The sequence below is a fragment of the Phycisphaerales bacterium genome (genome assembly GCA_040217175.1).
Classification (GTDB): Bacteria; Planctomycetota; Phycisphaerae; order Phycisphaerales; family UBA1924; genus JAHCJI01.
In genome coordinates this window covers 746,498-773,077 of sequence record JAVJNT010000002.1, presented here as the reverse complement: position 1 = coordinate 773,077, position 26,580 = coordinate 746,498, and the positions used below count along the sequence as shown (strand labels likewise).

Here is a 26,580-nt window from a genome sequence, read left to right as displayed (position 1 = left end):
ATGCTCGAACTGCTGCCCCATGCCTCGTACATCTGGCGGACTGCGCTCTCGGACGTGCGACACCGGTACGCCGGCGCGGGCGTTGGCGTGCTCTGGAACGTCATCCAGCCGCTGTCGATGATCTTGATCTATTCGCTGGTCTTCGCCAGCATCATGAGCCGCGAGGGCACCAACGACGCCCCGTACGTGGTCTACCTCTGCAGCGCGATGATTCCGTGGCTGGCGTTCTCCGAGACCGTGTCGCGCGGCAGTCAGGCGGTCGTGGCCAACGCGCAGTACCTTCGCAAGCTGCCGATCCCCGAAAGCGCGTTCGTCGCGCAAACGGTGGTGTCTGCCGCCATCGGGCTGGTGATCAGCTACGCCATCCTGGCCGTCGCGGCCATCCCATTCGGCTTTATTCCAAATGCGTACTGGCTGCTTGCGCCGGTGCCGTTCGTACTCTTGCTGATGCTTGGTTTTGGCCTGGGCGCACTCGGTGCAGCGGTGGTGCCGTTCGTCAAGGACGTAGCCGAGGTCATCCGCATCGTGCTGATGATCGGCTTCTGGGCCTATCCGATGGTCTACAAGCCCGAGATCCTGCCCGAGGCCGTCCAGGCCGCGCTGCCGTACAACCCGACGTACCCCGCGCTCGAGGCCGGCCGGCAGATGATGCTGGAGGGCCGGCTGCCCGACCTGTGGCTGCTGCCGGTGGCGCTCGGGTGGGCGGTGCTGTTCACGACGCTTGGCCTACTCGCGCTGCGAGCCGCCCGCGCCGAGATTCGCGACGTCATCTGACGTCGGCCCGCGAGCGTCAGTCTTCGATGAGCCGAAGGTCCGTCAGCATGAGCGACAGCGGCCGACCCTCGCCCTGGTTCCACTTCCACAGTTGGAGCTGCAGGTGGTTGGCACCCTGGTTCACGGCCACGGGCAGCGTGAGTGCATGGTCGGTGTGCGGCTGCGTCACCGGGATCGAGCCCTCGTGCACGGTCGCGCCATTGAGTACGAGGCGCAGCCGCTGGCCCTTGTGGAGGTTTCGGCAGGTGATGGCGAGCCGCGCGTGGCCGCTGCTTCGCGCGTGGAGCACGGCCGCTGCGGTGCCGCCCCGGAGCCAGCGGAACCGGCCGAGATTCTGGTCTGGCTTCGGGCCCTCCCAGTGATCGAAGCCGAACCGGGGCTCGTATGCCGGGCCGCTCGTGGGTAGCAGGGTGGCGTGCTCGGGCACGGGCGACGGACGGGTGAAGTCGATCTTGCGGCTCAGGCCGATGCGGTTGCCTGCGCCGCTCTCGGTGAGCGCGACGTGCAGCCGCTGGTAGCTCGTGTACAGGCTCCATTCGTTCTGGGCGTGGATGCGTGCCCACCGTCCCAGATTGGAGCGATAGGCGTCGTCCCGGTAGAGCGTGTCGATCGCCTCGGCCAGCGCCTCGGATGAGACCTCGCGCGCGACCAGTCCGGTGACGCCGTGCGTGATCGCCTCGGGAACGCCGCCCACGGGAAAGCCGATCGCCGGCGTGCCGCAGGCTGCGGCCTCGATGAAGACCTGGCCGAAGGCCTCGTCGGTGCTGGGCGCTACGAAGAGGTCGCACGCCGAGTAGAGCATCGCGAGCTGCTGCGGATCGCGCATGTAGCCCATCGCGCGCATGCCGGGAATCGGCGGCTTCGCGTTGGGCGGCACGTATCCGACGCCGACGACCGTGGCATCGGGCAGCCCGAGTTGCTTAAGGGCCTTCGCGAGGTACGCGATGCCCTTGCGATCGTCGTCGAGCGAGCAGGCCGAAGCCATGATCAGGAAGTCGTCCTTGGGTAGGCCGAGCGCATCGCGACAGGTCGCCTTGTCGCGGGGCCGGAGCGCATCGACGTCGAGCCCGTATCGCACCGCATGCACGGGCGGACGATGGCCCAGGTCGAACGGCGCCTTGCCTGCGTCGGCATCCCCAGCGGCGTCGAGTGCGTCGAGAGCCGCGGTCGCACGGTCGGCCAGCCACTGGCTGTTGGTCAGGATCGTCAGGTTCTCGCAGCCCGTCAGGAAGCGTCGCTTGGCCTCCCACGCGGGGCGGATCGCAGACTCTTCCATCGCCGGGTAGCCGGCCTGCGTGCTGGTCCGGCCCACGATGCCGGTCAGGAAGTCCTCGTTGTCACCGAAGTAGGTTTCGCGGCCGGTCAGCAGCCATGCGTCGTGCATGAAGAACACGGTCTCGTGCTTGTTCGCGATCGCGCTGAGTGCCTCTGGGGCTATGTCGGCGCCGTGGACGTTGCCGATGATGACCAGATCGGGCTCGACCGCGTCGAGGGCGGCGAGCACTGCCTCGGCCGAGACCGTCGGCGTCTCGCGAACCGGCTCGGGATGCGTCGCTGCCAGCACGCGGACGTCGTGGCCGGCGGACGCGAATGCCTCGGCGAGCCGGCGCTGGGCGATGCCCGCTCCGTACTCGAAGCCCACATCGTTGAATAGCGCCACGCGCAGACGGCCCTTCACGACCTCCTTCTCGCGCTGCTCGCGGACGATGCCGTGCTTCTCGCAGTGATCGACGACGACCTTGGGAAGCTCGCCGCGGAAGCCCGAGCCCTCGCCCTCGCTGGTCTTCTGGTCTTCGTGGGTGCGATACCAGCAGATCGGGCGGCCGATGCTGTGGACCCTCGCGCCGGCCTGGGCCATGCGCAGCCACAGCTCGTAGTCCATCGAGTAGTACCAGTCGACGCGGACGTGCGCGCCCGCCCGGTCCCACAGGTCCTTGGTGAAAAAGCTGTCGGGCTGCCACCAGAATTGGCCGGTCAGCCAGCAGTTTTCCAGGTCGAGCATGTCCTGCAGCGGCATGGGGCCTTCGCCGCAGCTGGTGATGCACTGGTGCACCAGCCTGCCCTCTTTGAAGACCTGCGAGATGCCGTTGACGAAATCGGCCCCGCTGGTCTTGAAGGCGATGGCGGCGGCGGCCAGCGCCCCCGGCGCCACCAGATCGTCGCTGTTGATCCACGTCAGGATCTCGCCGGTCGCACGCTCGAATCCCTTGTTGATGGCGTCGCTCTGGCCCTCGTCCTTCTCCGAGACGATCACCGAGAAGTGGTCTCGGTACCGATCGACCACCTCCATCGTGTCGTCGGTCGAACTGCCGTCCATCAGGATGTGCTCGAGGTTCGGATAGCCCTGGTGGATGATCGAGAGGATGGTCTCCTCGATGAAGTGGCCTTGGTTGTACGTGGGCGTCACGATCGAGATCTTGGGCCATGGCGAGCCGTCGGGCATCGTCGGCGGGAGCGGTTCGCCCTGCGGCACCACCCAAGGCCAGCGGCTGAGGCCCTCGAGCATGCGTCGCTCTCGCCGGGGTGCCAGCGACTTACGAGCATGCATCACCAGCTCGATGAGTTCTCGACGCGTCTGGCGGCTGCCATATCCCCTCGGCGGAGCGACCGCGGGCGTGCGCATGGTGGCCTCGGCCGCGGGGGTGGGGCCCTCGACGAGCGCTCGACGCGTGAGGTCGCCGAGCCGTCCGAACATCTCGTCGTCGAGGCGTACCGGCAGGATGCCCGATGCCGTGCTCCGCCGTTCCAGCACCGCGTACGTGTCGCCGCCCCCGATGCGCGCCCACGCGCCGTCCTCGGCCTTGGTCTCGTCTACGAGGATCGCCAGCCCGCCGTCGCATGCGACGCGTGCGATCGCCGGGAGTGCTTCGGCATCTTGCACGATCGTCACGCAGGGCTTCACCGGTAGCGTGCGCAGTAATTCGGTGGCATTGTGCTCGACGATGACGGCCCGGCGGAGCGTCTCGACCAACGTCCTTGCGGACTCGGCGTCTCCGACGGCGACGTAGGCCTGCCAGCCGCGCTCGTCGCACGCCCTCGCGATGGCGTCCTGAACGGCGGCCCCGGGCTCGCCCGCGACGAGCACGACGCCCCGCTCGCCGTCCAGCGCCGAGACGAGCGCGTCCTCGATGGACGTACCGGCATCGAGGGTCCGCATGCGTTCGGTCAGTCGGCGGGCATGGTGCAACAGTCCCGTGCTCTCGGTGCGGGTCGTACTCATCGATCGCTCCCCTTCAGGATCCTGGGCCGGCGTGCCTCAAGCCGCCCTAGTGCTGCCCGTTCGTGCCCGTCCCCAGAAGCCGACGTCGCTCGGCCTCTTCCCACGGCAGCACCATCGCCACGTGCAGGCGCTGGCCCATCTGCCGCCATCGGCTGGCGAGCAGTTCGCCTAGCTTGTTCTCGAGGTTCTGCACGGCCACCAGTCGCTGGTCGGCCAGCTTCTCCATCGCGCGGCGTTCTTCGAGCCGTTGGTCGGCACGGAGCTTCAAGTCGTTGTTCTCGCCCTGCAGAGCGCCGACCAGGCGCCGCGCCTTCGACAGGTCGGCCCGCAGCTTCGGCAGGTCGACGCCGGCGTACTTGGCGCGAAGTTCTGCGGCCTCGCGCTCCGCGGCATCGCGCTGCATCGCGGCCTTGTCGCGCGTCTTCTCGGCTTCGGCCGCTCTCGACTCGGACTCATGCAGCCGCTGCCGGCTCTGTTCCAGTTGCGTCCTCAGTTGCTCGATCTCGGCCTTGAGGCTCGATGTCGCCTGGTTGGCCGTATCGGCGCGCTCGACGGCGCTGGCCAGCTCTCGCCTTGCCTGCTCGAGCGCCTGGGTGTTCTGCGTGAGCTTCTGCGTCACCTCGCTGGCCCGGCGTTCGGCCTCGTCGGACCTCGAATTCCGCAGCACCTGCTCGAGCTTATCGAGCCGCTGCATGACCGCGTTGTCGCTCATTGCCTTCTCCCGAGTTTCCTCGTTCTTCTTCTTGAGTGACCGGCGAGCGATCGAGAGCTCGGCGCGGTAGTGCTTCGCTGCACGGGCAGCGTCGCCGGCCATGCCCACCAGCATCGCCCGGCTCGGCTCGATCTGCACCACGTCGGCACCCTCGACCTCTCCGTTTTCGAATCGATCGATCTGCGCGGTGACGGCGCTGACGGGTACGTCCTTGACGCAGTGCGAGCGGCGCTGTTCGCACCGCCAGTCGCACGGCGAGCAGGGCACCGCAAGCGTGATCGACACGCTCGGCTTCACAAGCGGGCGGAAACGCGGCCAGGTTCCCCCGCCGAAGACCGCCAGCACGGGCTTGCCCAGCGCTGCAGCCATGTGCATCGGCCCTGTGTCCTTGCCCACGTACGCGCGTGAAGCGTCGAGCAGCGCCGCCAGCAGCAGCGTGTCGCCCTCGGGCCCGCCGAACCAGTGCCTGGGCTCGAGGCCCTTAGCTTCCAGCGCATCGCCGATCGTTCGAGCAACCTCGGACTCTCCCTGGGCCCCCAGCAACAGCACGGGCCGGTCGTACTCCACCATCCAGTGGGCCAGTGCCTCGGCCCATCGCTCGGGTCGCCAGTTGCGGACGGCCGTGTATTCCTGGTGGCCTACGCACGCAGCAAGGAACGAGCCACGCTTGAGTTCCAGGCGCGCGAGAACGGCATCGGCCGACCGTTGCAACTCGTCGTTGAGCACCAGCCGCGGCTCGTCCAGGTACACGCCGGCGTTAAGCACCGCTCGCGCCAGGGCCTCGCTCTTGCGAAGTTCGTGCAGGTCCTCGTTGACCCGGACGACCTCGTCGAACAGCACCGGCGTTGCCCCGTCGAGGCTGAACTCGGAATCGAGGAACTTGCCGCCAGCCTGGCCGATGCGTCGGGCCTTGGGGAACGCCTCGCAGAGCCGCTCCTCCAGGATGGTCCAGGTGAAGGGGGCGCCGACGAGTACCTCGGGGTCGAACGCCTCCGCGGCCTCGACGACGTCGTCGAGGCGTTCGTCGTCGGCGTCGAGCTTGCCGTCGTAGACGTTGATGGGCAGCTCGATGAGGCGGGCGGTCGGTGCCACGGCCCGGGCCATGGGCTGTACCAGCGGGCTGACGACCAGGGCGAGCTCGTGCCCCGCCTCCGCCAGCGCCCGGAACAGCGGTTCGCGCAGGACGACGTCGCCGATGGTGTCCGGGTTGGAGATAAGGATTCGCATCAGGGGGCTTTGTACGGGCAGGTTCGCCGCGGGCTCTCGCGGGCCTCGTTCGGGCAATCAAAGGATAGTGCGCCGCGCCGGCGGCTTCTCATCAAGAGGCCGGCTTATGGGCGGTTTGCGGCCGCCGGGCTCGCCTCGACGGGCCCGGCCAGGGCGTCCATGAACTCTCGGTGGTTGGCGCACCGCGGGACCTTGTGCTGCCCGCCGAGCTTGCCGCGAGACTCCATCCACCGGTGGATCGCGCCCGGCTCGAGCGGCGTCACGATGGGCGGCGCCATGCCCAGCCCGTCGGTCCGCTTCACGCGATAGTCGACCACCTCGCCCTGGAGCTTGGCATCGAAGGCCTCGGCAAACTGCCCCAGATCGCCCCGGCGGACGACCTCGACGGCCAGCTGCAGCCCCGACCGCACGCCGTTGCCCGGGTAGACCGGCGACGCGGTGAACTCGCCGACCTCGATGCCCGTCTCGCGGGCGGCGTGGGCGACCGCCGTCTCGATGTTCTCGACGATCAGGTTCTCGCCGAAGGCGTTGATGAACAGCTTGTGGCGGCCGACGATCCGCAGCCGGGCGGGCCCGGTCCCGCCGCCCCAGCCCATGCGGTTGGGCACGCTGTCGAAGACCACGACGTCGCCGATGACGTAGCGCCACAGCCCGGCGCACGTGCTCATAACCACCACGTACCGCTGGCCGGGCTCGGCCTCGTCGGCGCACACGGCCTCGGCATCGTCCTCGCCGATGTCCTCGAGCCGCACGAATTCGTAGAAGTTGCCGTGGTCGGCGTTGAGGCGCATGCCGGGCTCGCCGAATTCGTCCTGGACGGCGATGAAGCCCTCGCTGGCGGGGTAGAGCTCCAGGCGGACCGGGATGTCGCGCTCGCCGCCGGTAAACAAGCGGCGCACGGTGGGCTCGAAGGGGTCGTACCGCACGCCGCCGTGCGTGAAGAGCGTGAGGTTGGGCCAGACCTGGTCGATGCGCTGCTTGCCGGTCTTGGCAAGCACCTTCTCCATGAGCGCCACGGTCCAGCTCGGCATGCCGCTGATCATGCGGATGTCTTGGGTCGAAGTCAGTTCGGCCATGGCGTCGAGCTTGCTCGGCCAGTGGTCCATGAGGGCGATGTCCTTGCCCGGCGAGTAGATCTCGCTGAGCGGCCAGCGGATCTGCTGGGTCGCGATGCCCGACAGGTCGCCGATGAGCATGCCGTTGTCCTGGCGTTCGAGCGCGCTCGAGCCTCCCAGGAACAGCGCCCGTCCGCCGAAGAGCATGGGGATCGACACGCCCCAATTGATGGCGTGGGAGAAGATGTCCAGCGACGCCTTGAAGTTGCTCTTCATCATCGCGTCGCTGATGGGGATCCGCTTGTCGCCCGCCGTCGTCCCGCTGGTCTGGCAGAACTGCTTGACCAGGCCCGGCCAGAGGACGTCGGGCTCGGCGCCCTCGACCATCCGCTGGACGTACGGCAGGAACGCCACGTAATCGCGCGCGGGCACGGCCTTGCGATACTCGCCGGCGATGTCCGCGTCGCTGGCCTTGAGCACACTGGCGAAGCCGTATTCGCATCCGAACGCCGTGTCCTTTGCTTGCTCCAGGAGCGATCGCAGCTGGGCCCGCTGCACGTACGCCGTGTTGGCGTTCCAGTAGTCGTACCTGCGGAGCTTCTTCGCCCGGCCGGCCACGCGTGCGTGCAGCCCCGCGCCGATGAGCGAGGTCCATCGCAGGCCGCCGGGCTGGTCCGTGATCGCGGTGCGTGCCACGGGCGGGGCCTACGCGTCCGGCTTCTCGGGGCCGAGCGACTCGACGAACTCGACGAGCTCCTGGGCGAACGGCTCGGGGTGTTCCATCATGGGCACGTGGCCGCAGCGGTCGAACCAGACCAGCCGCGAGCGACCGAGCATCGAGGCGAACTGCTCGGCGGCCTCGGGCGGCGTCACGATGTCCTGCTTGCCCCAGATCAAGAGCGTGGGCGCGCCGATGCCGCTCATGCGCGAGCCCAGGTGGTTCCGCCGGGCGCTGCGGCTGAGCCGGACCATCGCCCGCGCTCCGCCGCGCTCGCTCAGTTGCTGGTAGGCGCGCTCGATGTCGCTGTCGCGCATGTGCGTGCTGGGGTCGTAGAACAGCTCACCGATCTTGCGTTGCAGCCAGCCGCGGCTGGGACGGAGCTGGACGTCGCTGACCATCGACTTCTCGATGAGCCCGCTGCTGCCGGCGAGCACCAGGCCGCGCACCAGGTCGGGCCGCTGCAGCGCAACGCGCAATGCAACGTGACCGCCGAAGCTGTTGCCCACGAGCACGACCGGGTGGTCGAAGTGCTTCTGCAGGAAGTCGATCGTCAGGGCCGTGACGCCGTCGATCGAGCAGTCGTCGCCGCGCAGGTCGAGCAGCGGCACCTGCAGCAGCACGCACCGCACGCTCGGCTCGGCCAGGCGGACGACCTCTTCCCAGTGCTCGTTCAGGCCCACCAGCCCGTGCAGGAACACGACCGCCGCGCCGGCACCGACCTCCTCGACCGTCGCCGGCACCGTGCCGCTCAGACCGCGCAGCGTGATCGGTCGCCCGCTCGCCGGCGAGGAGGCCGTATGGGCCGAGTCGGCCGAAGCGTGCTGTCCGGTGGCGCCCGTGGGTGTCAACGTGCTGGGTTCCCTGCCCTGTGGCCCGCGGCAACGAGGGTGCAACGGCGTCCGGCGACCGAACGGCCCCTTGCCCCCCCAGGGCGAGCCCAATCGCGAGCATACTACGCGCCATCGCCGCCCGGCGCGGGCCAGAACCTAGTGGGGACCAACCAGAGATCCCACCCGTGGAATACGGGCTGTCCCTAGGCCTTTGCGACCGCCTCGGCCTCGACGATCTGCCCATCGACCATGTGCACGATCCGGTCGGCCCGCTCGGCCACGTGCTGGTCGTGGGTGACCATGAGCATGGCGCGCTTCGGGGCCCCCCCATCAATCGAGTCGTCATCCGGCCGAACGACCTTCTCGAGGGCGTCGAGGATGCCCTCGCCGGTGTGCTGGTCGAGGTTGCCGGTGGGCTCGTCGGCCAGCAGCAGCGGGGGGTCGGCGATCAGGGCCCGGGCGATGGCCACCCGCTGGCGCTCGCCGCCGCTGAGCTGGGCGGGCTTGTGGCGCAAGCGCTCGCCCAGGCCGAAGGCCGTGAGCAGCTCCTTCGCACGCGACCGCCGCTCGGCGGGGACCTTGCGGCCCAGCACGCCCTGCGTCATCGCGCCCAGCAGCACGTTGCCCATCACGTCGAGCTCGGGCAGCAGGTGGTAGAACTGGAAGACGATGCCCACGTCGCGCGAGCGGTAGCGGTTGAGCCCGCCCGGCCCGAGGCGGGAGATGTCGCGTCCCTGGAAGGTGATCGTGCCGTCCTGGGGCTTGTCCAATCCGCCGATCAGGTGCAGCAGCGTGCTCTTGCCGCTGCCCGAGGCGCCGAGGATCGCGACCCACTCGCCTTCCTTGAGGGTGATCGACGCCCCACGCAGCACCGGCACCGGCACGCGGCCCAGCCTGTAGGTCTTGTGGACGTCCTTCGCGTTGAGCAGCACGCTCATGCGCTCTCCAGCGCGCTCACGCAACGCTCAACGACCTCGGCCATCGGCACGACCTCGCCCTTGCCCGCGTCCTTGCGGAGCTTGAACTCCACGCCGCCGGCGTCCAGGGCCTTGTCGCCCAGCGTGAGGCGAACAGGGATGCCGATCAGGTCGGCGTCCTTGAACTTCGGGCCCGGGCGCTCCTTGCGGTCGTCGATCAGCACGTCGGCGCCCTTCGCGGCCAGTTGCTGGGCCAGGTCGCTGGCGACGGATTGCTGCTTCTCGTCCTCGGGCTTCATCAGGATGATCTGCACGTGGTACGGCGCGACGGCCGCCGGCCAGACGATGCCGTTGTCGTCGTGGCTCATCTCGACGCACGCGGCCATCGTCCGGCTGACGCCGATCCCGTAGCAGCCCATGGTGACCGACCGCGGCTTCTGGTCCTCGGCGAGCACCTTGAAGTCCATCGCATCGGAGTACTTCGTGCCCAGCTTGAAGATGTGGCCGACTTCGATGCCGCGCTGGGTCTCGAGCCTCGCGCCCTCGGCCCGCGGCGACGGGTCGCCTTCTTCGGCGTTGCGGATATCGGCGACCTTGAGCTTCTCGGTCTCGTACCCGAGGTCGCGGCCCCAGTGCCAGCCGGTGACGTGGTGGTCCATCTCATCGGCGCCGGTCGCCCAGGCGGTCGAGCCCTGCGCCGCGTCGGGGTCGACGACGATCGTCGCTCCGGTCAGCCTGGCGAACGCGCTCGGGCTCAAGTAGCCGATCGCCAGCCCATCCGCCTTCGCCTTCGCCTCGTCGGCCAGCTTCACGCCCGAGCCCACCGCGTCGCGTACCTTGCCCTCGTTCACGTCGTGGTCGCCGCGTACCACGGCCAGGACGTACTTCGTCTTGTCCGGGTCTTTCAAGACGCGCTCGAAGACGATGGTCTTGAGCATGCCCGCCGCGGTCGTCCCCAGGTGCCCGGCGACGAGCTCGATCCCCGGCATCTCCGGCGTGTGGTGCTTCTTGAGTTCCTGCGAAGCAGCACCCTCGAAGCTCCAAGCCCGCTCCCCGATCTCCGCCTTCTCCACGTTCGCCGCGTACCCGCTCACCGGGCACACGAGCACCTTGTCCTCGCCGCTCTCGGCGTGCACCATGAACTCGTGGCTGGCCGAGCCGCCGATGGGCCCGCTCTCGGCCTCGACGGCGGTGAACGTCAGGCCGCACCGCGTGAAGATCCGCGTGTACGCGTCGTAGAAGTGGTCGTAGGTCACGTCCAGCCCGCCCTCGCCCTGCTGATTGAGGTGGAACGAGTACGCGTCCTTCATGATGAACTCGCGGCAGCGCAGCAGCCCCGAGCGCGGCCGCGGCTCGTCGCGGAACTTGGTCTGGATCTGGTACAGGCTCAGCGGCAGCTGCTTGTAGCTGGTCACCGCGCCCTTCATCATCTCGACGATGGGCTCTTCGTGGGTCGGGGCGAGCGCGAGGGCCCGCCCGTGCCGGTCCTCCAAGGTAAACAGGTCGTCGCCGTACGCCTCGTCGCGGCCGGTTTCCTTTAAGAGGCTCATCGGCTCGAACGCGGGGAAGAGCATCTCCATCGCCCCGATCCGCTCGTGCTCCTGGCGCACGATCTCCTGGATCTTGCGGAGGCTCCGCCAGGCCAGCGGCAGGTAGTCGTACACCCCCGCGGCGAGCTGCCGGATGAACCCCGCCCGCACCAGGAAGACGTGGCTGGGCGTCGTCGCGTCGGCGGGGGCCTCGCGGGTGGTGGGGATGAGGGTCTGGCTCCACAGGTGGATATCGCCCTGGCGGGCGGCAAGGAGGGCTCCGGCTTTGCCGGGTTGGGAGGGGGATTGGGAGGCGGTCTGGGCGGTGGGGGTCATGGGAGGGCAGGGTAGGAGCGATGCCCCGTGCCTACCCCGGCCCGGTGCTCATGGGCATCCGAGGTCGAAGGCATTCTGGAAGGCGAGGAAGTCGAAGATGGTGAGGCTACCGTCGCCGTCGAAGTCGGCCAAGGGAGAGCCAACGTCGTACAAGACTCCGAACGCCAAGAAGTCGAACAGTGTGAGAACGCCATCGGCGTCCAAATCTGCGCGACACGTCTCGACGAGCGAGAAATCGTCGAGCGCAAAGTCGTTGCCCGAGCGTTGCCCTGATGCCTCGAACACCTCGACCACGACGGGGCCCGCTGCCGCCAGCGTGATCTCTCGTTCTAACTTCAACCACGCGTCCCAGATGCCCGCCGGTCTGGTTCGCACCGTCTCACCGATCTGCGATCCATCGACGAGGATGCCCAGTTCGGCATCGTTGCCACGACTGCCAAAGCTGGTGTTGGTGTAGTAGATCGAGACGGTGTATCGCCCGGCCCGCGGCACGTTTGCACGGAAACGAAGCACCGACGTGCCGGCATCTGGCGATCCGTTCACGACCAACTGTGCCCCGTCGCCCGTCGTGTGGTCCGGTCCCACCACCTCCACGGCCGGGAACGTTCGGTACACGTCGCCCGTGTCAAACACGTTGAGCGTGCCTTCATCGACGTCGAGTTGGGACACGATCTGGTAATCGGTTTCAAACGCCGCCAGCCCGGCGCTAAAGTCGCCTCCCGGAATGAGATTTTGGGCGTACGCCAGCGGTGAGACGGCCAAAACAGAAGCAACCGCGCCGGCCAGCTTGACGGTGATCGACGGCATGGAATCTCTCCTTTGAAAGTAGAGCATACCAGAACCGAGTCCAACACGCAAGCACAAGTCGCCTGCGGCCAATCGGCGAGTGCATAGCCACCGATCGCGCCACCCCCACCCCGCACCACGATCCCCCCTCCGGGCACCACACCACCTTGCCCCGGCATCGCGATCCCCGCGCCCGGGATCATGATTCCCCGGCCCGGGGTCTTGGCGTGGGCGCTCGGGATCGCGGTGCCGGGGCCTGGGGGTCGCGGCGGCGATGGAGGGCACGCCGGCCGCCGCGCTGCCCATCGGGGTCATCTCGTTCCGCACCAAAGCCGCTCCGGTCCCCGCCGCAGCCGTCGGCTTCCGCGCCGCGGCGACGTCCTTGCCCACGGCAGCGATTGCGTTCCTAACCGGAGCCGCTGCCTTCCCGAAGAAAACCGTTCCGCTCCGGACCAAAACGATTTCCTTCATGAAGGAAACGAATCTCGTGCGGACGTATCGGACCTTGTAACCCCGCTGGGAGGCTCTGGGGGCGATTGGGAGCGTTCTTGGATGGATTGGGGATCTTTGGGTGATCTTGGACCACTGAAGAACGTTCCTCACACTTCCGGACAGCAAGCAGGCAGCAATGGCCGGGCGCCGCGCTCCAGCGCGTGGACGCCGCCCATGGTCGTGTTCATGGGCAAGCCGGGGAACCAGCAGCAGGTGCAGACCGGTGGGCAGAGCAGCGGTCAAGCGGCGTAGGCCGCGCGCCGCCGAACACGTCGGACGCCCGCCCGTCACGCCCCCGCCCGCGCCTCGATCCGGCGCGGATCGGGGGCGTTTCCGCGCGCCCGCATCGATCGGCAACCACCGCACGGCCATCCTGGTACGACCTCCGGCGGCGCATGAGAACGCGCCGCCAGTGGGTGCACGAGGAAGGGGAGCAGCATGGACGGGATGGGAATCCGTCGTAGCGTCAAGGGGCATCGCCCGATCGTGGGAACAAGAGCGTTGGCAGCTGCGGCGACCGCCTTGCTCACGGCCGCCGCCTTGGCGCCGGGCCAAGACCGCTACGGACCCGAGCCGATCTCCGCCGATGGCCTTCGCGGCATCTATGGGTTCGAGATCGAGCACGAGGGACGCGAGCCCGAGCGCTTCGGCCGGACGATCGATTCAGCGGGCGACCTCAACAACGACGGCGCGGCCGACTTCGTCGTGACGGCCTTCGAGGGCTTCGCCGGATCGCAGGCGGCCTACGTGTTCTTTGGCCGGCCCGGCGGCGGCTTCCCGGACCTGACGACCGTGCCGACGCAAGACTTCGACGGCTTCGCGATCGTGAACGACAGGACCATCTCGAGGACGTCGATCCGGTTTGCGCGCACGATCGGCGACCTGAACGCCGACGGTGTCGACGACCTGTTCGTCAGTGCCGACGGATCTCGGCTCGGATACGTGCTGTACGGCCGGCCAAACGGCCAGTACCCCAAGATTGTGAACTTTTCGGAGTTCGGACCTCGGGATGGCATCATTCTCGAACTCACCCCCAACTTGTGGCCGCGCCTGACCTTCAGTCCGTGGTCGAACGGCGCGCTGGCGGGAGACGTCAACGGCGACGGCGTCGACGACGCGGTGTTCTCGTTCGCACGAATGCGAGACGAGTCTGGCCACTCGGCGTGCCAGGCGTACGTGCTGTACGGCTCGGCCGATGGCCTGCCCGCCCGGATCGATCCCCGCCTGTTCGACGGCGCCGACGGCTTCCTGATCCTCCCCGAGTCGGGCGACGACCTCCTTGGCGTCGCCGTCGATGGCGCCGGCGACGTCAATGGCGATGGGTTCGCCGACGTCGTGCTGGGCGCATCGGGTGACGTCGGCTCGCGTCCGTTCGAGATCCTCGCTCCCGGCAAGGCCCACGTCGTGTTCGGCGGGCCGGCACTGGGGGCCGTTGTTGACGTCGCCGGCCTCGACGGCACCAACGGCTTCACGCTGCGGCCCGGACCGGATCGATCGTTCGGGCTCGGGTATGGCGTTGCGGGCGTGGGGGACCTCAACGGCGACGGCCGAGACGACGTCGCGTTCGGTGCGCCCAGCGCGGGCGACCGGTTCGACGGCCGCGTGTTCGTGCTGTTCGGCGCACCCTGGTTCGAGGCCGAGTACCGTACGGACGCGATCGGCGAGGACGAGGGCGGCGTCTTCCTCGATTCGAGCGATGAACTGGTACGCAAGGGATTGGGCTGGTCCGTGGCGGCGGCGGGCGACGTGAACGCGGATGGCCGGTCCGACATCATCATCGGCGCCCCATCGATCATCGAGGAATTTGGTCGAGCCCACGTCGTGTTCGGTCGATCCGGCGGTGGGCCTCTTGGTCCCGGGGGAGTCTTCGACGTCGCCACGCTCGACGGCGAGAGCGGAGTGACGATCACCAGCCCGCGTCGGGGGGGCTCGGACTACTTCGGCGCTCGCGTGGGCGGGCTGGGCGACATCGACGTCGACGGCAACGACGACATCGGCATTACCGCAGAAGAAGCCAACCTCGGCGCTGGCGAGGCCTTCGTGCACCTGAGCGGCGGATTCTGCCCGCCGGACGCCAACGGGGACGGGCGACTAGACGCGTTCGACGTGCTCGAATTCCTCAACCAGTACCAGGCCCGCCAGGCGCTCGGGGACTGGAACAGCGACGGATTCTTCTCGCAAGAGGACCTTGCGGCGTTCTTGAACGACTTCGACGCCGGGTGTCCGTGATTGGGAGAGCCTGACACGCGTTGCGGCGGATCGCCTCCCCCTTCCCCATACCCTCCCCCATGGACGACACCCGCACCGGAGCCCGCCTGATCAAGGGCATGGCCTGGGGCGGATCAATCGGCGGCGCGGCGGGGGTGGGGCTGGGCGTGGTCGCCGGCTCGGTGACCGGTCCCGGTTGGGCCGCGATGGCCGGCTGGCTGGTGCTCGGGCCGGCCATGGGCGCCTCGTTCGGCGCGGTCGCCGGCTTCGTGTGGGCCATCGCCAGGCCCGAGACCGCCCGAGCGCCCTGCCCGCACTGCGGCTATGACACCCACGGCCTGCCGCGAGCGGCGCCCACCGGCGAGGCGACCTGCCCCGAGTGCGGCGGGACCGTCCCCCAGCCCGAGCCCGAGCCCGAGGGCGACGCGGGCTCGGGGCTGCCGTAGGGCCTCAGCCGCCGCACCCCGCGTCGAACGCGTTCTGGAACGCCAGGAAGTCGAACAGCGTCAGGCTGCCGTCGCCGTCGAAGTCGGCAGGGCAGGGGTTGGGCCGCACGGCCAGGACGCCCGGCTGGCTCACCGTGTCGCCGGCCACGTTGGTGACCATCACGTCGTACGCGGCCACGTCCTCGATGGTGGCGTCGATCGTCAGCGTGGGCGTCATCGAGCCCGAGACGCCGCCGCCATCGACCAGGTCCACGCCGTCGCGCCGCCACTGGTAGAGGAATCCACTCGTGCCGCCGGCGACGACGCCGAACTCGGCCACGCCCCCGCCGGCGGGCAGCAAGAGCGAGGCGGGCTGCGTCGTGATGATCGGCGCGACGCACCGGTTGAGCAGCACGCTCACGCTGTCGCCGTTACTGTTCGCCGTGGCCAAATCGAGGGCGCCGTCGCCGTTCAGGTCGCCCATGGCCACCGAGGCTGGCGCTGCGCCGACGAGATAGTTCGTGCGCGGCGCAAAGGTGCCGTCCCCGTTGCCGATCAGCACGCTCACCCGATTGGCCGAGCTGGCCTGGCCGTTAACCGTGGCCAGGTCGGGCACGCCGTCGCTGTTGAGATCACCGATCGCCACCCCTTCGGGCCCGTTGGGCGTGTCGTATTCCACGCGGGCCCCGAAGGTCCCGTCCCCGTTGTTGAGCAGCACGCTGGCGTTGTCGCCCACGAAGTTCGCCGTCACCAGGTCGGCCGCGCCGTCGCCGTCCAGATCGCCCACGGCGATCGATCGCGGGCCGTTGCCCACGTCGTACGGCACGCTGGGCGCGAAGGTGCCGTCGCCGTTGTTGAGCAGCACGCTCACGCTGTCGCCGATGTCATTGGCCGTGATCAGGTCGCCGTCGCCGTCGCCGTCCAGGTCGCCCACCGCCATCGACCAGGCCCCGTTGCCCGCGCCGTAGTCCACACGAGGCACGAAGGTGCCGTCGCCGTTGTTGAGCAGCACGCTGGCGCTGTTGCCCCTGTAGTTCGCCACCGCCAGATCGACGTCGCCGTCGCCGTCCAGGTCGCCTATGGCGACCGATCGCGGCTCGTCGCCCGCGTCGTACAGCACGCCCCGCGCGAAGGTGCCGTCGCCGTTGTTGAGCAGCACGCTGACGTTGTCGCTCGTGGAGTTTGCCGTCATCAGGTCGGCGTCGCCGTCGCCGTCCAGGTCGCCCATGGTCACGGCGAAGCCATTGTTGCCGCTGTGGGCGTAGCGCACTTCGGGCGCGAAGGTGCCGTGGCCGCTGTTGAGCAGCACGCTGAAGTCGTTGCTCCCCAAGTTCGCGACGGCCAGATCGGGATCGCCGTCGCCGTCGAGGTCCCCCATGACGACCGACCTGGCCCGGTCGCCCGCGTCGTAGTTCACGCGGGTCTCGAACAGGTCCGATGGGTCGCACCCCTGCCCGAAAGCGGTGGCGGCGGGAACGAGGGCGGGCAGAACGGCCAGAGCGGCCACGGCGGGGCGGAGTCGGAACATCGGATTCTCCTTTAGGACCCCAGCATAACGAGATCCCATCCGGAGCACAAGGGAATCTCGGTGGGTTTCGGGCGCGATGGAGCGATGGGCGACTTGGGTATTCTGAAAACGACCGCCCACGCCCGTCGCCGGCGTGCCCTGCCATCGTGCGCTGAATCTTCGAGCCCGGCTGGCTCGTTACGGGCACCCCATATCGAACGCGTTCTGGAACGCCAGGAAGTCGAAGATCGTCAGCGAGCCGTCGCCGTCGAAGTCGGCGGCCGGGTCGCCGGCGTCGAACAGGTTCTGGAAGGCCAGGAAGTCGAAGAGCTCAAGCAGGCAGTTGCCGTCGAGGTCGGCCTGGCAGACGAACGGCGGTGGGTCGAACGCGAAGCCCTCGTCCGGCGCGACCCACGCCACGGCGTTGAGCGCGAAGACGCGGCCGTTGGCGTTCCACGCCGGCGCGGCCGGGCACGGATCGATCGACATCGCCCATTCCTCATCGCCGACGAGAACGGCCCGTCCCTCGCCGCGTTCGAAGGCGGCGGCCGTCGCCGCGCCGGTGCCGATCGTCGCCAGCGGCGTCGCGCCGGCGCCCAGGTCGTCCATCGCGCAGTTGAACACGCGCTGCCATGGCCCCGAGAGCGCGCCGAACGGGCCATCGACCACGGGGTGCGCCCCGGTGAAGGCGAACGCGTTCGAGCCACAACTCGTAGCGCCGCCGGTGGGGACCACCTCGGCCATCGTGTCGGGGCTGCCGTTCTCGAAGATCAGCACGCCGCCGCCCTGGTCGAGGAACAGCCGCAGCAGGCGCTGCTCGCACGCGTTGAGCGAGTCGAACCGCGGCATGATCACCACGTCGGCCTCGCGCAGCGCGGCCTCGGTCAGCTCGGGCGTGCCGGTCAGCACGATCGATCGACCGACGACGCCGCCCGGCCCGAACGCGGCGGGGTTGAGCAGCGCATCGCGAAGGTCCGTGTGCACCGTGTCGCCCAGCAGGGAGAACGTCTGGTCGCCGCACGCGCGGGCGCGGGCGTCGTCCCACGTCAGCACACGCAGGTCGTCCTGGGCGCTGGCGAGCGTTGAAGCGCCCGCGATGGCAAGCGTGATGATGTAGTAACGGTTCGGTCTGGTCATGGCTCGTCCTCCGATCCATCACAGCCTACCCGATGTCCGCCGGATCCAGAACGCCATTCTGCTTGGATTCTCGCCGAACGGGCCACTCCCTCGTGACCGGATACGCTCTGGGATGCCCGCGACCCGCCGTGCGTTCCTCCAGTCCCTATACCTTGCCCTGCTTGTCATCTGTGTCATTGCCTGGCCGGCGTTGGCGGAGCAGGTCGCACCCGATCCGTCGGCCCGCGACCAACAACGCACTCGCACCCTTGCCACTGGTGGCAACCCCGCGTCGCTGGTGGTCTACGGCCAGGCCGAAGCGATCGCGACGCTCGCCGACGGCACGGTGCTGGCGGCTTCGGCCCGAGCGGGCGAGGGGCGGGTGGTCGCGATCGGCCACGGCGGGTTCCTGCGCGACGTCCGAGGCGACACGCGGGCGTTCCTGGCCGAGCAACTGCGATGGCTGGTGGGCGGGGCGGGTCCCGCGAAGGCATGGGGCGTGCCCGACGACCTGCGCGAAGCGGCGGCCTTCATGCACGTGGCGATGGAGCCTGTGGGCGGCGAGATCAGTATTTTAGAACTTGACGCGGTGGACCTCATCGTCGCGTCGCCGCAGGCGTTCGCCCGCGCCGGCCGCCTCGACGAACTTGGCGCATGGCTGCGAGGCGGCGGGGCCCTGCTCAGCGCCGAAACGGCCTGGGGCCAGATCCAACTCGGCCACGCTACCGGCACCCACGACCTGGCGGCCAACACGCTGCTGGCCGAGCACGGCATCCTCTACACCGAACGCGCCCTCTCGCCCGGCCGCGATGGCCTGTACACGCTCGATGCGAATGCCAACGACGAAGCGAACGCGAGCGTGGCACTAGCGATCCTCGCGGGCGAGGCCGAGGGCGACGTGGTCCGCGCCGCCCGCGTCGCGCGTCAGGCGTTGGCCACCGCGCCGCTCGAAGGACCGCTGATCGCGGCCGCCGACGCGTTGGAGCAGCGTCACGCCGAGGCGTTGCGAGCCGCGTACGCCTCGATGGCCACGAAGCCGCTCAAGCTCGCGGACGAACCGCTCGCGTGCGCGCTGCTCGACCTCGAAGCCCGCCGTGCAGAAGCGGCCGCGCCCACGGGCAAGGTCGACGCCCACCCCAGCCACGTCGCCTTCCCCGGCATCGTGCCCAACGTTGCGCCGCGCATCACTCGCCGCATCACGCTCGACGACGGCATCCCCGGCTGGCGTACGATCGGCCTGTTTGCACCGGCCGGCGAGCCGATCTCGCTTAGGATCATCGAGGGTGATGCGACGAACGTTTCGCTCCAGATCGGCTGCTGGCTCGATCCGCAGGACTTCGACGACCGGGTGCGCATGCCGACGGCAACGTTCCGATCGCCCGTCGTCGGTGGTGCCGCCACGCTCGCATCGCCGGTGGGCGGTCCGATCTACCTCGATCTCGGCGACACGCCCGCGAGCGTCACGTTCGAGATCGCCGGCGCCGTCGAGATGCCCAGGTACCGGCTCGGCCACACCGACCTCGCCGAGTGGCAGGCACGGCTCCGTCACTTGGCCGCGCCCTGGGCCGAGCTCGAGTCCGATGAGCTGGCGTTCTCGCTCCCCGCGTCGGCGATCCGAGACCTCGAGCACCCCGATCTGGTGATGCAGCACTGGGACCGCGTGCACGCCGCGATGCAGGCGCTCGAGCCGCGCTCGCCCAGGCATTGGCCCGACCGGCAGTACCGCTACGTCGCCGAGAAGCGGCTGAGCTGGGGCTACATGTACTGCCCGAGCAACGCACCGATCGTCATCCCGCTGAACGAGGCCCGAGCCATGGTCGACGTGGCAAACTTCGACGCCGAGGGCGAGAACCAGCTGTGGGGGCACTACCACGAGATGGGCCACGCCCACCAGGACCCGCTGTGGACCTTCACCGGCACGGGCGAGGTGACGGTCAACATCTTCACGGTGCTCGCGCTTCACAAGATCAACGGCTATCCGCTCGACGCCGAAGCCATGCGCAGCAACCCCGAGCGTGCCCTGAGCGCGATGCACGCGCACGCCGCGAAGGGCGCGCCCTTCCATCGCTGGAAGAGCGACCCCTTCCTGGCCTTGCAGACCTACGCGCTCCTCTGGCACGAATTCGGCTTCGAGGCGTTCGACCGCGCGTTCCGGTCGTACGAATCACTCCCGACCGCGCAACTCCCCAAGACCGACGACGAGAAGCGAGACCGGTTCGTCGTCCAGATGAGCCGGGCCGTCGGGCGCAACCTCGAGCCCTACTTCAGGGCCTGGGGCGTGCCGCTGAGCGAGATGCCGGCCGGTGATCTGGCCGATCTCGAACCCTGGATGCCCAATGGCTTCGAGGCGCCGTAACGACCGTCTTATGGACACCCGTCCGCGAACTCGTTCTGGTACACGAGAAAGTCGAAGAACGTCAGCAGCAGGTCGCCGTCGAAGTCGGCCCGCAGGTCGCCCGCGTCGAACAGGTTCCCGAACTCGAGGAAGTCGAAGATCGTCAGGAGCCCGTCGCCGTCGAGGTCGGCTCGGCACGGATCGGGTGGATCGAACTCGCCGCCAAACACGATGTAGCCCGCGCCCGCATCGCCCCGGCCCAGCGGATCGTTGTTCAGCGAGCCGATGAGCACGTCGGCGTCGCCGTCGTCGTTGAAGTCGCCTCCGCCGCCGCACGCGAATCCCGACAGGTCGTCGAACCCCTCGCCGAAGCACGCGAATCCGTCCTCGGGCTCAAGCTCGCGGATGTCGATGATCCCCGTGTACCGGTCCTTGCCGAACACGCAGTAGCTCACGCCCGAGCGCACGGCGCCCCCGTCGGCGAAGCTCGCACCGATGACGAAGTCGTCCCGGTCGTCGCCGTTGAGGTCGCCGGCGCCCGAGACCGCGACGATGCGATCGTCCCTGCCATTGCCCCGAAAGATGCCGCCCCTCGTTTCGTCGATGAAGTCGGGCGTGAACTCGTCCGGCCAGTCGTCGGCGCCGAAGAGCAGGTACGTCTCGCCGGGGTTCAGGGCAGACACCAAGAGGTCTGCAAGGCCATCGCCGTTGGCATCGCCGGCCGAAGCGACGCCGCCGCCGAGGCTGTCCAGAGCGAGCCGACCCTCGAGCCGGGTGACGCCGACGAACGCGGGGTTCAGCGTGATCTGGCGCCCAAAGGTCGCCCTGCCGCTGACGATGTAGGCAGCGCCAGCACTCGTCTTGCCGCCCGGTGCGGCAAGGTCCGCCCCGATGATGAGGTCGTCGATCGAATCGCCGTCGAAGTCGTCGCTCATGGCCACCGAGATGCCGGTCCTCGATCGAGAATCGCCCCGTGCGATGAAGCCGAGGACACCATCGAGGTCGGATCGGCGGATGGCCGGCGGGAAGGGATCGCTCGCGTCGCGCCCGAAGATCACGTAGGCCTCGTTCGCCAGCGGAGAGCCGATGCAGACGTCGTCGCGGCCATCACCGTTGACGTCGTTGCCGCCGCAGACCGACCTGCCCGTGTACGAGGCGCCGGTGGCGCCTTCGAACCGGAATCCGTTCGAGCCGTCGAGCGAAACGACGTCGATGACCGGCGGCAGCCCAGCGTCACTTCCGAAGACGACGTACCCGGCACCCGCGAACGCCCCTGCTCCATAGTTCGCGCCGGTAGCGCCAACGACCACGTCGTCGATCCCATCGCCGTTCACGTCGCCCGCGCCGGCGACCGCCGTCCCGACGTACGCGTCGGTGGTCACGCCGCGGATGGCAAAGCCGTTGGTGCCGTCGATGTTTCGCAGGTCGATCGTCGGCGAACTCGGGCCCGTCTTGCCATAGATGACGAACGCCGTGCCAGCATTGACCGCGGCGTCCACGTCGGCGCCGTTCGCGCCGATGACGATGTCGGCGACACCATCGCCGTTGACGTCGCCGGCGTTTGCGATCGAGATGCCTGCGAAGTCTCCGGGCGACATGCCCAGGATCTTGATGCCGCTACCGGCGGCAAGATCTGCAAGGTCAACAACGCGCACGGGATCCATCGCCAGCGCGACGGATGCGCACGACAAGCCGGCGAGCGCCAGCACCATTGCGGGTGATCGAGTCATCATGTTGTGTACCCCCAGGCAGCGCGATCGTGGAATCCGCGCGTGGGTTTAGTCTAACGGCGGATGCCGCCACCCCGCCCGCAAACGCCCCGCCCCGAGGGCCGTCGCGCGGCGCAATCGACCGATAACCAGCTCACCGATCCTCGCGCCGCGCCTCGCCAATGACGTTGGAGCCTTCCTCGGGGTCGCGAGATTCGTTCGCCTGCTTCTCGAGGTCGTCCGCTTCGGCGGCCAGACCCCCCTCGGCCTCCGTCGCCGTTTCGGAGCCCTCGTCGTGTGCCGGAGGCGGCGGCGGTGGCGCTTCCGCGGTCGATTGCGGCTCGGCTTCGACCATGTGCACCGGCACGCCCTGGGGGAAGATGACCTCGCGCGATTCGTCGGGCATGGAGATGCCCTCGCGCGTCAGCACCACCTTCGCGAGGCGCATGGCCGAGCTGCCGACCTTCAGCATGCTGTGCTTGGAGCCATCGATCCAGTAGTACGCACGCAGGTTGACCGTCGAGGCGCCCAGTTCCTCGACGAGCACCAGCGGCTCGGGGTCGTCCAGGATCGCGTCGTGCTCGTCGAGCATCTTCCACAGGACCTCTTGCGCGTGCGAGACGTCGTCGTCGTAGCCGATGCCGACGGTGAACGTCAGCCGCTGCTTCGGGTTGGCGCTGAAGTTCTTGATCGTGCTCTTGTAGACGGTGGCGTTCGAGATCTGGATGTGATTGCCGTCGAAGTCGATCAGCAGCGTGCCGCGGTTGGTGACCTTCCGAACCACGCCCAGCTTGCCGTCGACTTCGATGACGTCGCCCAGCCGGAACGGCCGCTGCACGCTCAGCAGCAGACTGGCCAGGAAGTTCTCGGCGATGTCGCGGAAGGCAAAGCCCAGGATCAGGCCGATGATGCCCGTGCCGCTGACCACCGTGAGCGCAATCCGCGTCATGCCGCTCACGCGGAGCGCGATGTAGATGCCGATGATCAGGACGACCGCGTACACGACCTTCCGAAGCACGGCCTCGAGCAGAGCGCTGTCCGTCCAGCGGCCAATGAGCGGGTCGAGCACCCGGCGGACGAGCGATGCGGCCACGAATGCGAGCACCAGGACCACGAGCCCGACGCCCACGAGCGGTACGGAGGCGACGCCCTGCCGCCAGAGCGCCACCAATTCCTCCTTGGCCGGCTCCAGCGTCCAGATTGGTCCTTGCTCGATCGTGATGTTGTTGACAACGGCGACCACGCCCTCGGTCCGACGCGCCAGGTCGCCGGCGAGCGCACGAGATTCCTCAATCTCGGTCGATCCCCGCAGGAACGCGACGCCCTCGCGTACCTCGACGTCAACGCTTGCGAACCGCTCCGTCGCGCGTAGTACCTCGGCGAGTCGCTCGGCGATGCGGCCGTCGTCGACCTGGCTCTCGACGCCTACCGCTTGCTCGCTGGCCGACACCGTGTCGGAATCAACGTCCGGCGGTGGCTCCGGCTGGCCGTCCTGCCAGCCGAGCACAGGCGTGCATGCGCCGAGCAGGACGAGCAGGACAACCGACCGCAAGATCAGGGCGTGGAGACGGGGCATGGGTTCAGGTGTTCTTGCCGATGACAAAGTAGAGAATCATGCCGATGAGGGGCAGGAGCAACACGATCAGCGTCCACAGAACCTTCCATCCGACGCTCTTGCTGGCGCCCAGAATGCTAATGATCGCGATGATGTCCAGGATGAGGATGATCAGACCGATGATGCCGTATTCCATGTCCGGTGCTCCTTCTTGACGGCCGCTCTGCGTCGCGCGACCGATGCCCGAGGCTGCCGCAGTACATCTACGACACGCATGAACCTAGCCAAGCTTCGTGAAGGCAGCCGAACCCGGCGGATGAAACCGCGTTCATAGGTGTTGCGAGGCGGATCCTCAGTGCTCGAGCAGGTCGCGGGCCTGCTGCATCGTCGCGTCGTCGATCAGCGGCTGCGCAACGCCACGGTCACCCATCTTCAGCAGCCATGGGGCCGATTCGTCGGCATCGCTGAACCTGCCGTCGCCGTCCGTATCACCGAGCAGCTGAAAGTACACGTACTCGCGGTCCCAGTCGATCCAGGCGTGCACGACGCGCATGCCCTCGGGCGTCACCACCCGCGGGTTCCGCGCATCGCCGTCGGCCATCCACGCACGCCGCGCATCAAGGCTGTCGAGCAGGCCGTCGTCGTTTGTGTCCTCGGTCGTTGCCAGGTACATCACCGCCCACACGGCCCGATTGCTGGAACGCGGCCGCGTCAGGAATGCCACCGAACTGATCACGCCCCGTCGGTCCAGCAGCATCCACCGCTCGTTGCTCGAGAGATCGCGGCCGAAGGCGTTGTGCCACCGTACTCGGCTGGCTGCGTACCTCGCGCCGCCCGCCGAGTCGTACGACGCGTTCTCCAGCCAACGGTCGCCGTGCTGGACGCTCCGCGCGCGATACGTCCCGCGCCGCTGGTACGGATCTTCCGACTGGAACCAACCCTTGTCGTCCTCCATCACGAAGGGCACGAGCACGACCTCGTGCCCCGGCAGGCCGATCGGCCGCTCCAGCGCGGGCCGGCCCTGGACCGAGTCCTCCACCGTGGTCTTCGAGATCGTGTGGCTCTTCAACGGGGCGGCCACGCCGCACCCGCCCAGCACCAGACCAATCAGGCACGCTCCGACTCCCAGAATCCCACTGCGCATGGCATCGCTCCCTTGACGTGTCGATCCCCTCGTGAGTGCGGCAACCCTCGGTTCTATGCGCAGCCGTCCTGGAACAGATTCTGGAACGCCAGGAAATCGAAGATGGTCAAGAGGCCGTCGCCGTCGAAGTCCGCGGCCGGATCTCCTGCCGCGAAGAGGTTCTGGAACGCCAGGAAGTCGAAGATCGTCAGGGCCCCGTCGCCCGTCAGGTCGGCCCGGCACGCCTCGTTCTCACGGATCACCACGAACCGATCCCGAGCGAACTCGTGCATCGTCGTCACGCCGCTCGGCCAGCGCACCTGGACCATCGCCGACGCCGCCAGGCCAAGCCCGAACTCGAGTTCCAGGCTGCTCGTGCTCGCCGCGTTGCTGCTGCCGCTGACGACCTCCTTGATCTGGTGCTCGCGCGCGTCGACGAGCCCATCGCCGTCGAGATCGGCCGACACCCGCACGCGGGCGCCGATCGCGTCTCGCGTCGAGCGCAGCGGACCGGCCGACGCATGATCGCCCACGAGCATGACGTTCAGGAATCCGTGGGCGCTTCCAGTCGTCGTCGCGAAGCGATTGTGGAACAACGCCGACGGCAGGCGATCAATGTTGACGACGAAGACGTCAACCCAGCCATCGCGATCGAAGTCGGCCGTCATGTTGCCCCGGGCCTCGCGCCGATCGCGATCGATGCCCAGCTCGACGGCCCGCTCCTCGAAGCCATCGCCCGTGTTCATGTACAGGTAGTCGCGAAACGGGAAGCTCGTCGTCGTGTGCAGGTCCTGCAGCCCATCGTTGTCGAGGTCCTGGAACTGCGCGCCCCATCCGAGCTTGGCCGGCGCATCCCACCAGGGCGCCGCATCGGCCGCCAAGGCGTAGCCCAGCTCGCCCGTGTCAGCCAAACGTGACAGCCACAGGTCGTTCATACCCGGAGACGTCGGGTCCCGCTGGTCGGACATGTCGGTGATGTAGAAGTCCAGGTCGCCGTCGTTCTCCAAGTCGGCCGCGTCGATGCCCATCGCGAACGTCGAGGCCGCACCGAACGTGCCGGGCAGGTCGTACGTCGCCGTCCGGAAGCCCAGCCACGTCCCGTCGCCGTCGGCGCCTCGGTTCAGGTAGAGCATGTCGCGGTCGTCGGGCCCGCCGACCTTGTTGGTCACGAACAGGTCGGGCCAGCCGTCGTTGTCCGCGTCGACGAACATCACCGCATTCGTCGAGCTGTACCGCTGGTTGTCCGTCTCGAACGTGCCATCGGCGGCTTCCCATCCCGGCACGCCGCACGCCATCGTCGCCTCAGTAAACGTGCCGTCGCCGTTGTTGAAGTAGAAGACGTCGCGTCGCCCCGGCACGTCGTGCGGCCCCTCGAACGGGCCGGTCTTCCCGAAGTACCCGTTGTGGTTACCCACGTACAGGTCGAGGTCGCCGTCGCGATCCGGGTCACCCCAGGCTGCCGTCAGCCCGTTGTCCAGTGGCACGCCGCCCTCGTAGGCCATGCCCACGCCGTGCTGGTCGTCGGCCACGCCCGGCGTCGGGTCGGTCTGGGCCGTCACGTCCACGAAGCCGATCGTCCCGGTCTCGGCGAGCATGTTCTTGTAGAGCGTGTTGGGCTGGTCGTAGTTCACGACGTACAGGTCGGCGTCGCCGTCGTTGTCGTAGTCGGCCGCGATCGCGCCGACCGCCTCGCCACCGTCGGCCGCGCCCGCCGCACCGGGGATCTCGACGAACGTCCGCCCGCCCGGCCCCGCGACGTTCAGGAAGAGCTGGTTGGTGCCGTCCGGATCGAGCGACGGCGCCCGCACGAGGTACAGGTCTGCCCACCCATCGCCGTCGAGGTCGGCAAACACGCCGCCCGGGCCGCGCGAGTTGCCCATCGATGCCCGGTAGTCCGCAAGCCCGACGCTGCTCGCCACGTCCTCGAAGGCAACCTGTCCGCTGACGCCGGATGCAAGAACGCCCGACGCGACCGCCGCCGTACACCACTGGATTGCACGCAT

Annotated in this window: 18 protein-coding genes; 4 read left to right on the top strand and 14 right to left on the bottom strand. The window is 68.4% G+C overall.

The window, feature by feature from the left end:
• Nucleotides 1-774, top strand: coding sequence for an ABC transporter permease (locus tag RIA68_10405; GenBank protein MEQ8317856.1), 774 nt, complete (start codon nt 1-3; stop codon nt 772-774).
• 16 nt (nt 775-790) lie between these two features.
• Here RIA68_10405 and RIA68_10400 read toward each other — a convergent pair whose 3' ends face one another.
• From RIA68_10400 to RIA68_10370, 7 genes are all read right to left on the bottom strand, one after another.
• On the bottom strand, nt 791-3,994 hold the full coding sequence (locus tag RIA68_10400) for a glycosyltransferase (protein MEQ8317855.1): 3,204 nt from the start codon (nt 3,992-3,994) through the stop codon (nt 791-793).
• Nucleotides 3,995-4,040: 46 nt separating this feature from the next.
• Nucleotides 4,041-5,933, bottom strand: a complete 1,893-nt coding sequence (locus RIA68_10395; GenBank protein ID MEQ8317854.1) for a glycosyltransferase family 9 protein — start codon at nt 5,931-5,933, stop codon at nt 4,041-4,043.
• Nucleotides 5,934-6,037: 104 nt separating this feature from the next.
• A complete protein-coding gene (locus RIA68_10390; protein ID MEQ8317853.1) occupies nt 6,038-7,684 on the bottom strand; it encodes a GH3 auxin-responsive promoter family protein in 1,647 nt (548 codons plus the stop codon).
• Nucleotides 7,685-7,693: 9 nt separating this feature from the next.
• Complete coding sequence (locus RIA68_10385; GenBank protein MEQ8317852.1) at nt 7,694-8,557, bottom strand: alpha/beta hydrolase; 864 nt, start codon at nt 8,555-8,557, stop codon at nt 7,694-7,696.
• 185 nt (nt 8,558-8,742) lie between these two features.
• Nucleotides 8,743-9,477 carry an ABC transporter ATP-binding protein gene (locus tag RIA68_10380; protein ID MEQ8317851.1) on the bottom strand — a complete coding sequence of 245 codons (735 nt, stop codon included), beginning with the start codon at nt 9,475-9,477 and terminating at the stop codon, nt 8,743-8,745.
• Nucleotides 9,474-11,321 (bottom strand): proline--tRNA ligase, encoded by a 1,848-nt coding sequence (locus RIA68_10375; protein ID MEQ8317850.1) that lies wholly within the window; start codon nt 11,319-11,321, stop codon nt 9,474-9,476. Before RIA68_10375 ends, RIA68_10380 begins: the two co-directional genes overlap by 4 nt.
• A gap of 48 nt (nt 11,322-11,369) precedes the next feature.
• Nucleotides 11,370-12,128, bottom strand: coding sequence for a GC-type dockerin domain-anchored protein (locus RIA68_10370; GenBank protein ID MEQ8317849.1), 759 nt, complete (start codon nt 12,126-12,128; stop codon nt 11,370-11,372).
• A 972-nt stretch (nt 12,129-13,100) separates the two neighbouring features.
• Here RIA68_10370 and RIA68_10365 point away from each other — a divergent pair.
• Together RIA68_10365 and RIA68_10360 are read left to right on the top strand one after the other, a co-directional pair.
• A complete protein-coding gene (locus RIA68_10365; GenBank protein ID MEQ8317848.1) occupies nt 13,101-14,828 on the top strand; it encodes a GC-type dockerin domain-anchored protein in 1,728 nt (575 codons plus the stop codon).
• A gap of 59 nt (nt 14,829-14,887) precedes the next feature.
• Complete coding sequence (locus tag RIA68_10360) at nt 14,888-15,253, top strand: hypothetical protein (protein MEQ8317847.1); 366 nt, start codon at nt 14,888-14,890, stop codon at nt 15,251-15,253.
• Between the two features lie 4 nt (nt 15,254-15,257).
• Here RIA68_10360 and RIA68_10355 read toward each other — a convergent pair whose 3' ends face one another.
• Complete coding sequence (locus RIA68_10355) at nt 15,258-16,760, bottom strand: FG-GAP-like repeat-containing protein (GenBank protein ID MEQ8317846.1); 1,503 nt, start codon at nt 16,758-16,760, stop codon at nt 15,258-15,260.
• A gap of 177 nt (nt 16,761-16,937) precedes the next feature.
• Nucleotides 16,938-17,876, bottom strand: a complete 939-nt coding sequence (locus RIA68_10350; GenBank protein ID MEQ8317845.1) for a GC-type dockerin domain-anchored protein — start codon at nt 17,874-17,876, stop codon at nt 16,938-16,940.
• Nucleotides 17,877-17,988: 112 nt separating this feature from the next.
• On the opposite strand from RIA68_10350, the gene RIA68_10345 reads away from it, so the two are divergent.
• Nucleotides 17,989-20,211, top strand: coding sequence for a M60 family metallopeptidase (locus RIA68_10345; GenBank protein MEQ8317844.1), 2,223 nt, complete (start codon nt 17,989-17,991; stop codon nt 20,209-20,211).
• An 8-nt stretch (nt 20,212-20,219) separates the two neighbouring features.
• Here the strand turns inward: RIA68_10345 and RIA68_10340 are convergent, their stop codons facing one another.
• The 5 genes from RIA68_10340 to RIA68_10320 form a co-directional block, all read right to left on the bottom strand.
• On the bottom strand, nt 20,220-21,920 hold the full coding sequence (locus RIA68_10340) for an integrin alpha (protein MEQ8317843.1): 1,701 nt from the start codon (nt 21,918-21,920) through the stop codon (nt 20,220-20,222).
• A gap of 133 nt (nt 21,921-22,053) precedes the next feature.
• Nucleotides 22,054-23,475 carry a mechanosensitive ion channel family protein gene (locus RIA68_10335; GenBank protein MEQ8317842.1) on the bottom strand — a complete coding sequence of 474 codons (1,422 nt, stop codon included), beginning with the start codon at nt 23,473-23,475 and terminating at the stop codon, nt 22,054-22,056.
• Nucleotides 23,476-23,479: 4 nt separating this feature from the next.
• The gene (locus RIA68_10330; GenBank protein ID MEQ8317841.1) at nt 23,480-23,650 is read right to left on the bottom strand and encodes a PLDc N-terminal domain-containing protein; all 171 of its coding nucleotides are present in this window, start codon (nt 23,648-23,650) and stop codon (nt 23,480-23,482) included.
• 156 nt (nt 23,651-23,806) lie between these two features.
• Complete coding sequence (locus RIA68_10325; protein ID MEQ8317840.1) at nt 23,807-24,598, bottom strand: hypothetical protein; 792 nt, start codon at nt 24,596-24,598, stop codon at nt 23,807-23,809.
• Nucleotides 24,599-24,651: 53 nt separating this feature from the next.
• The gene (locus tag RIA68_10320; GenBank protein MEQ8317839.1) at nt 24,652-26,580 is read right to left on the bottom strand and encodes a CRTAC1 family protein; all 1,929 of its coding nucleotides are present in this window, start codon (nt 26,578-26,580) and stop codon (nt 24,652-24,654) included.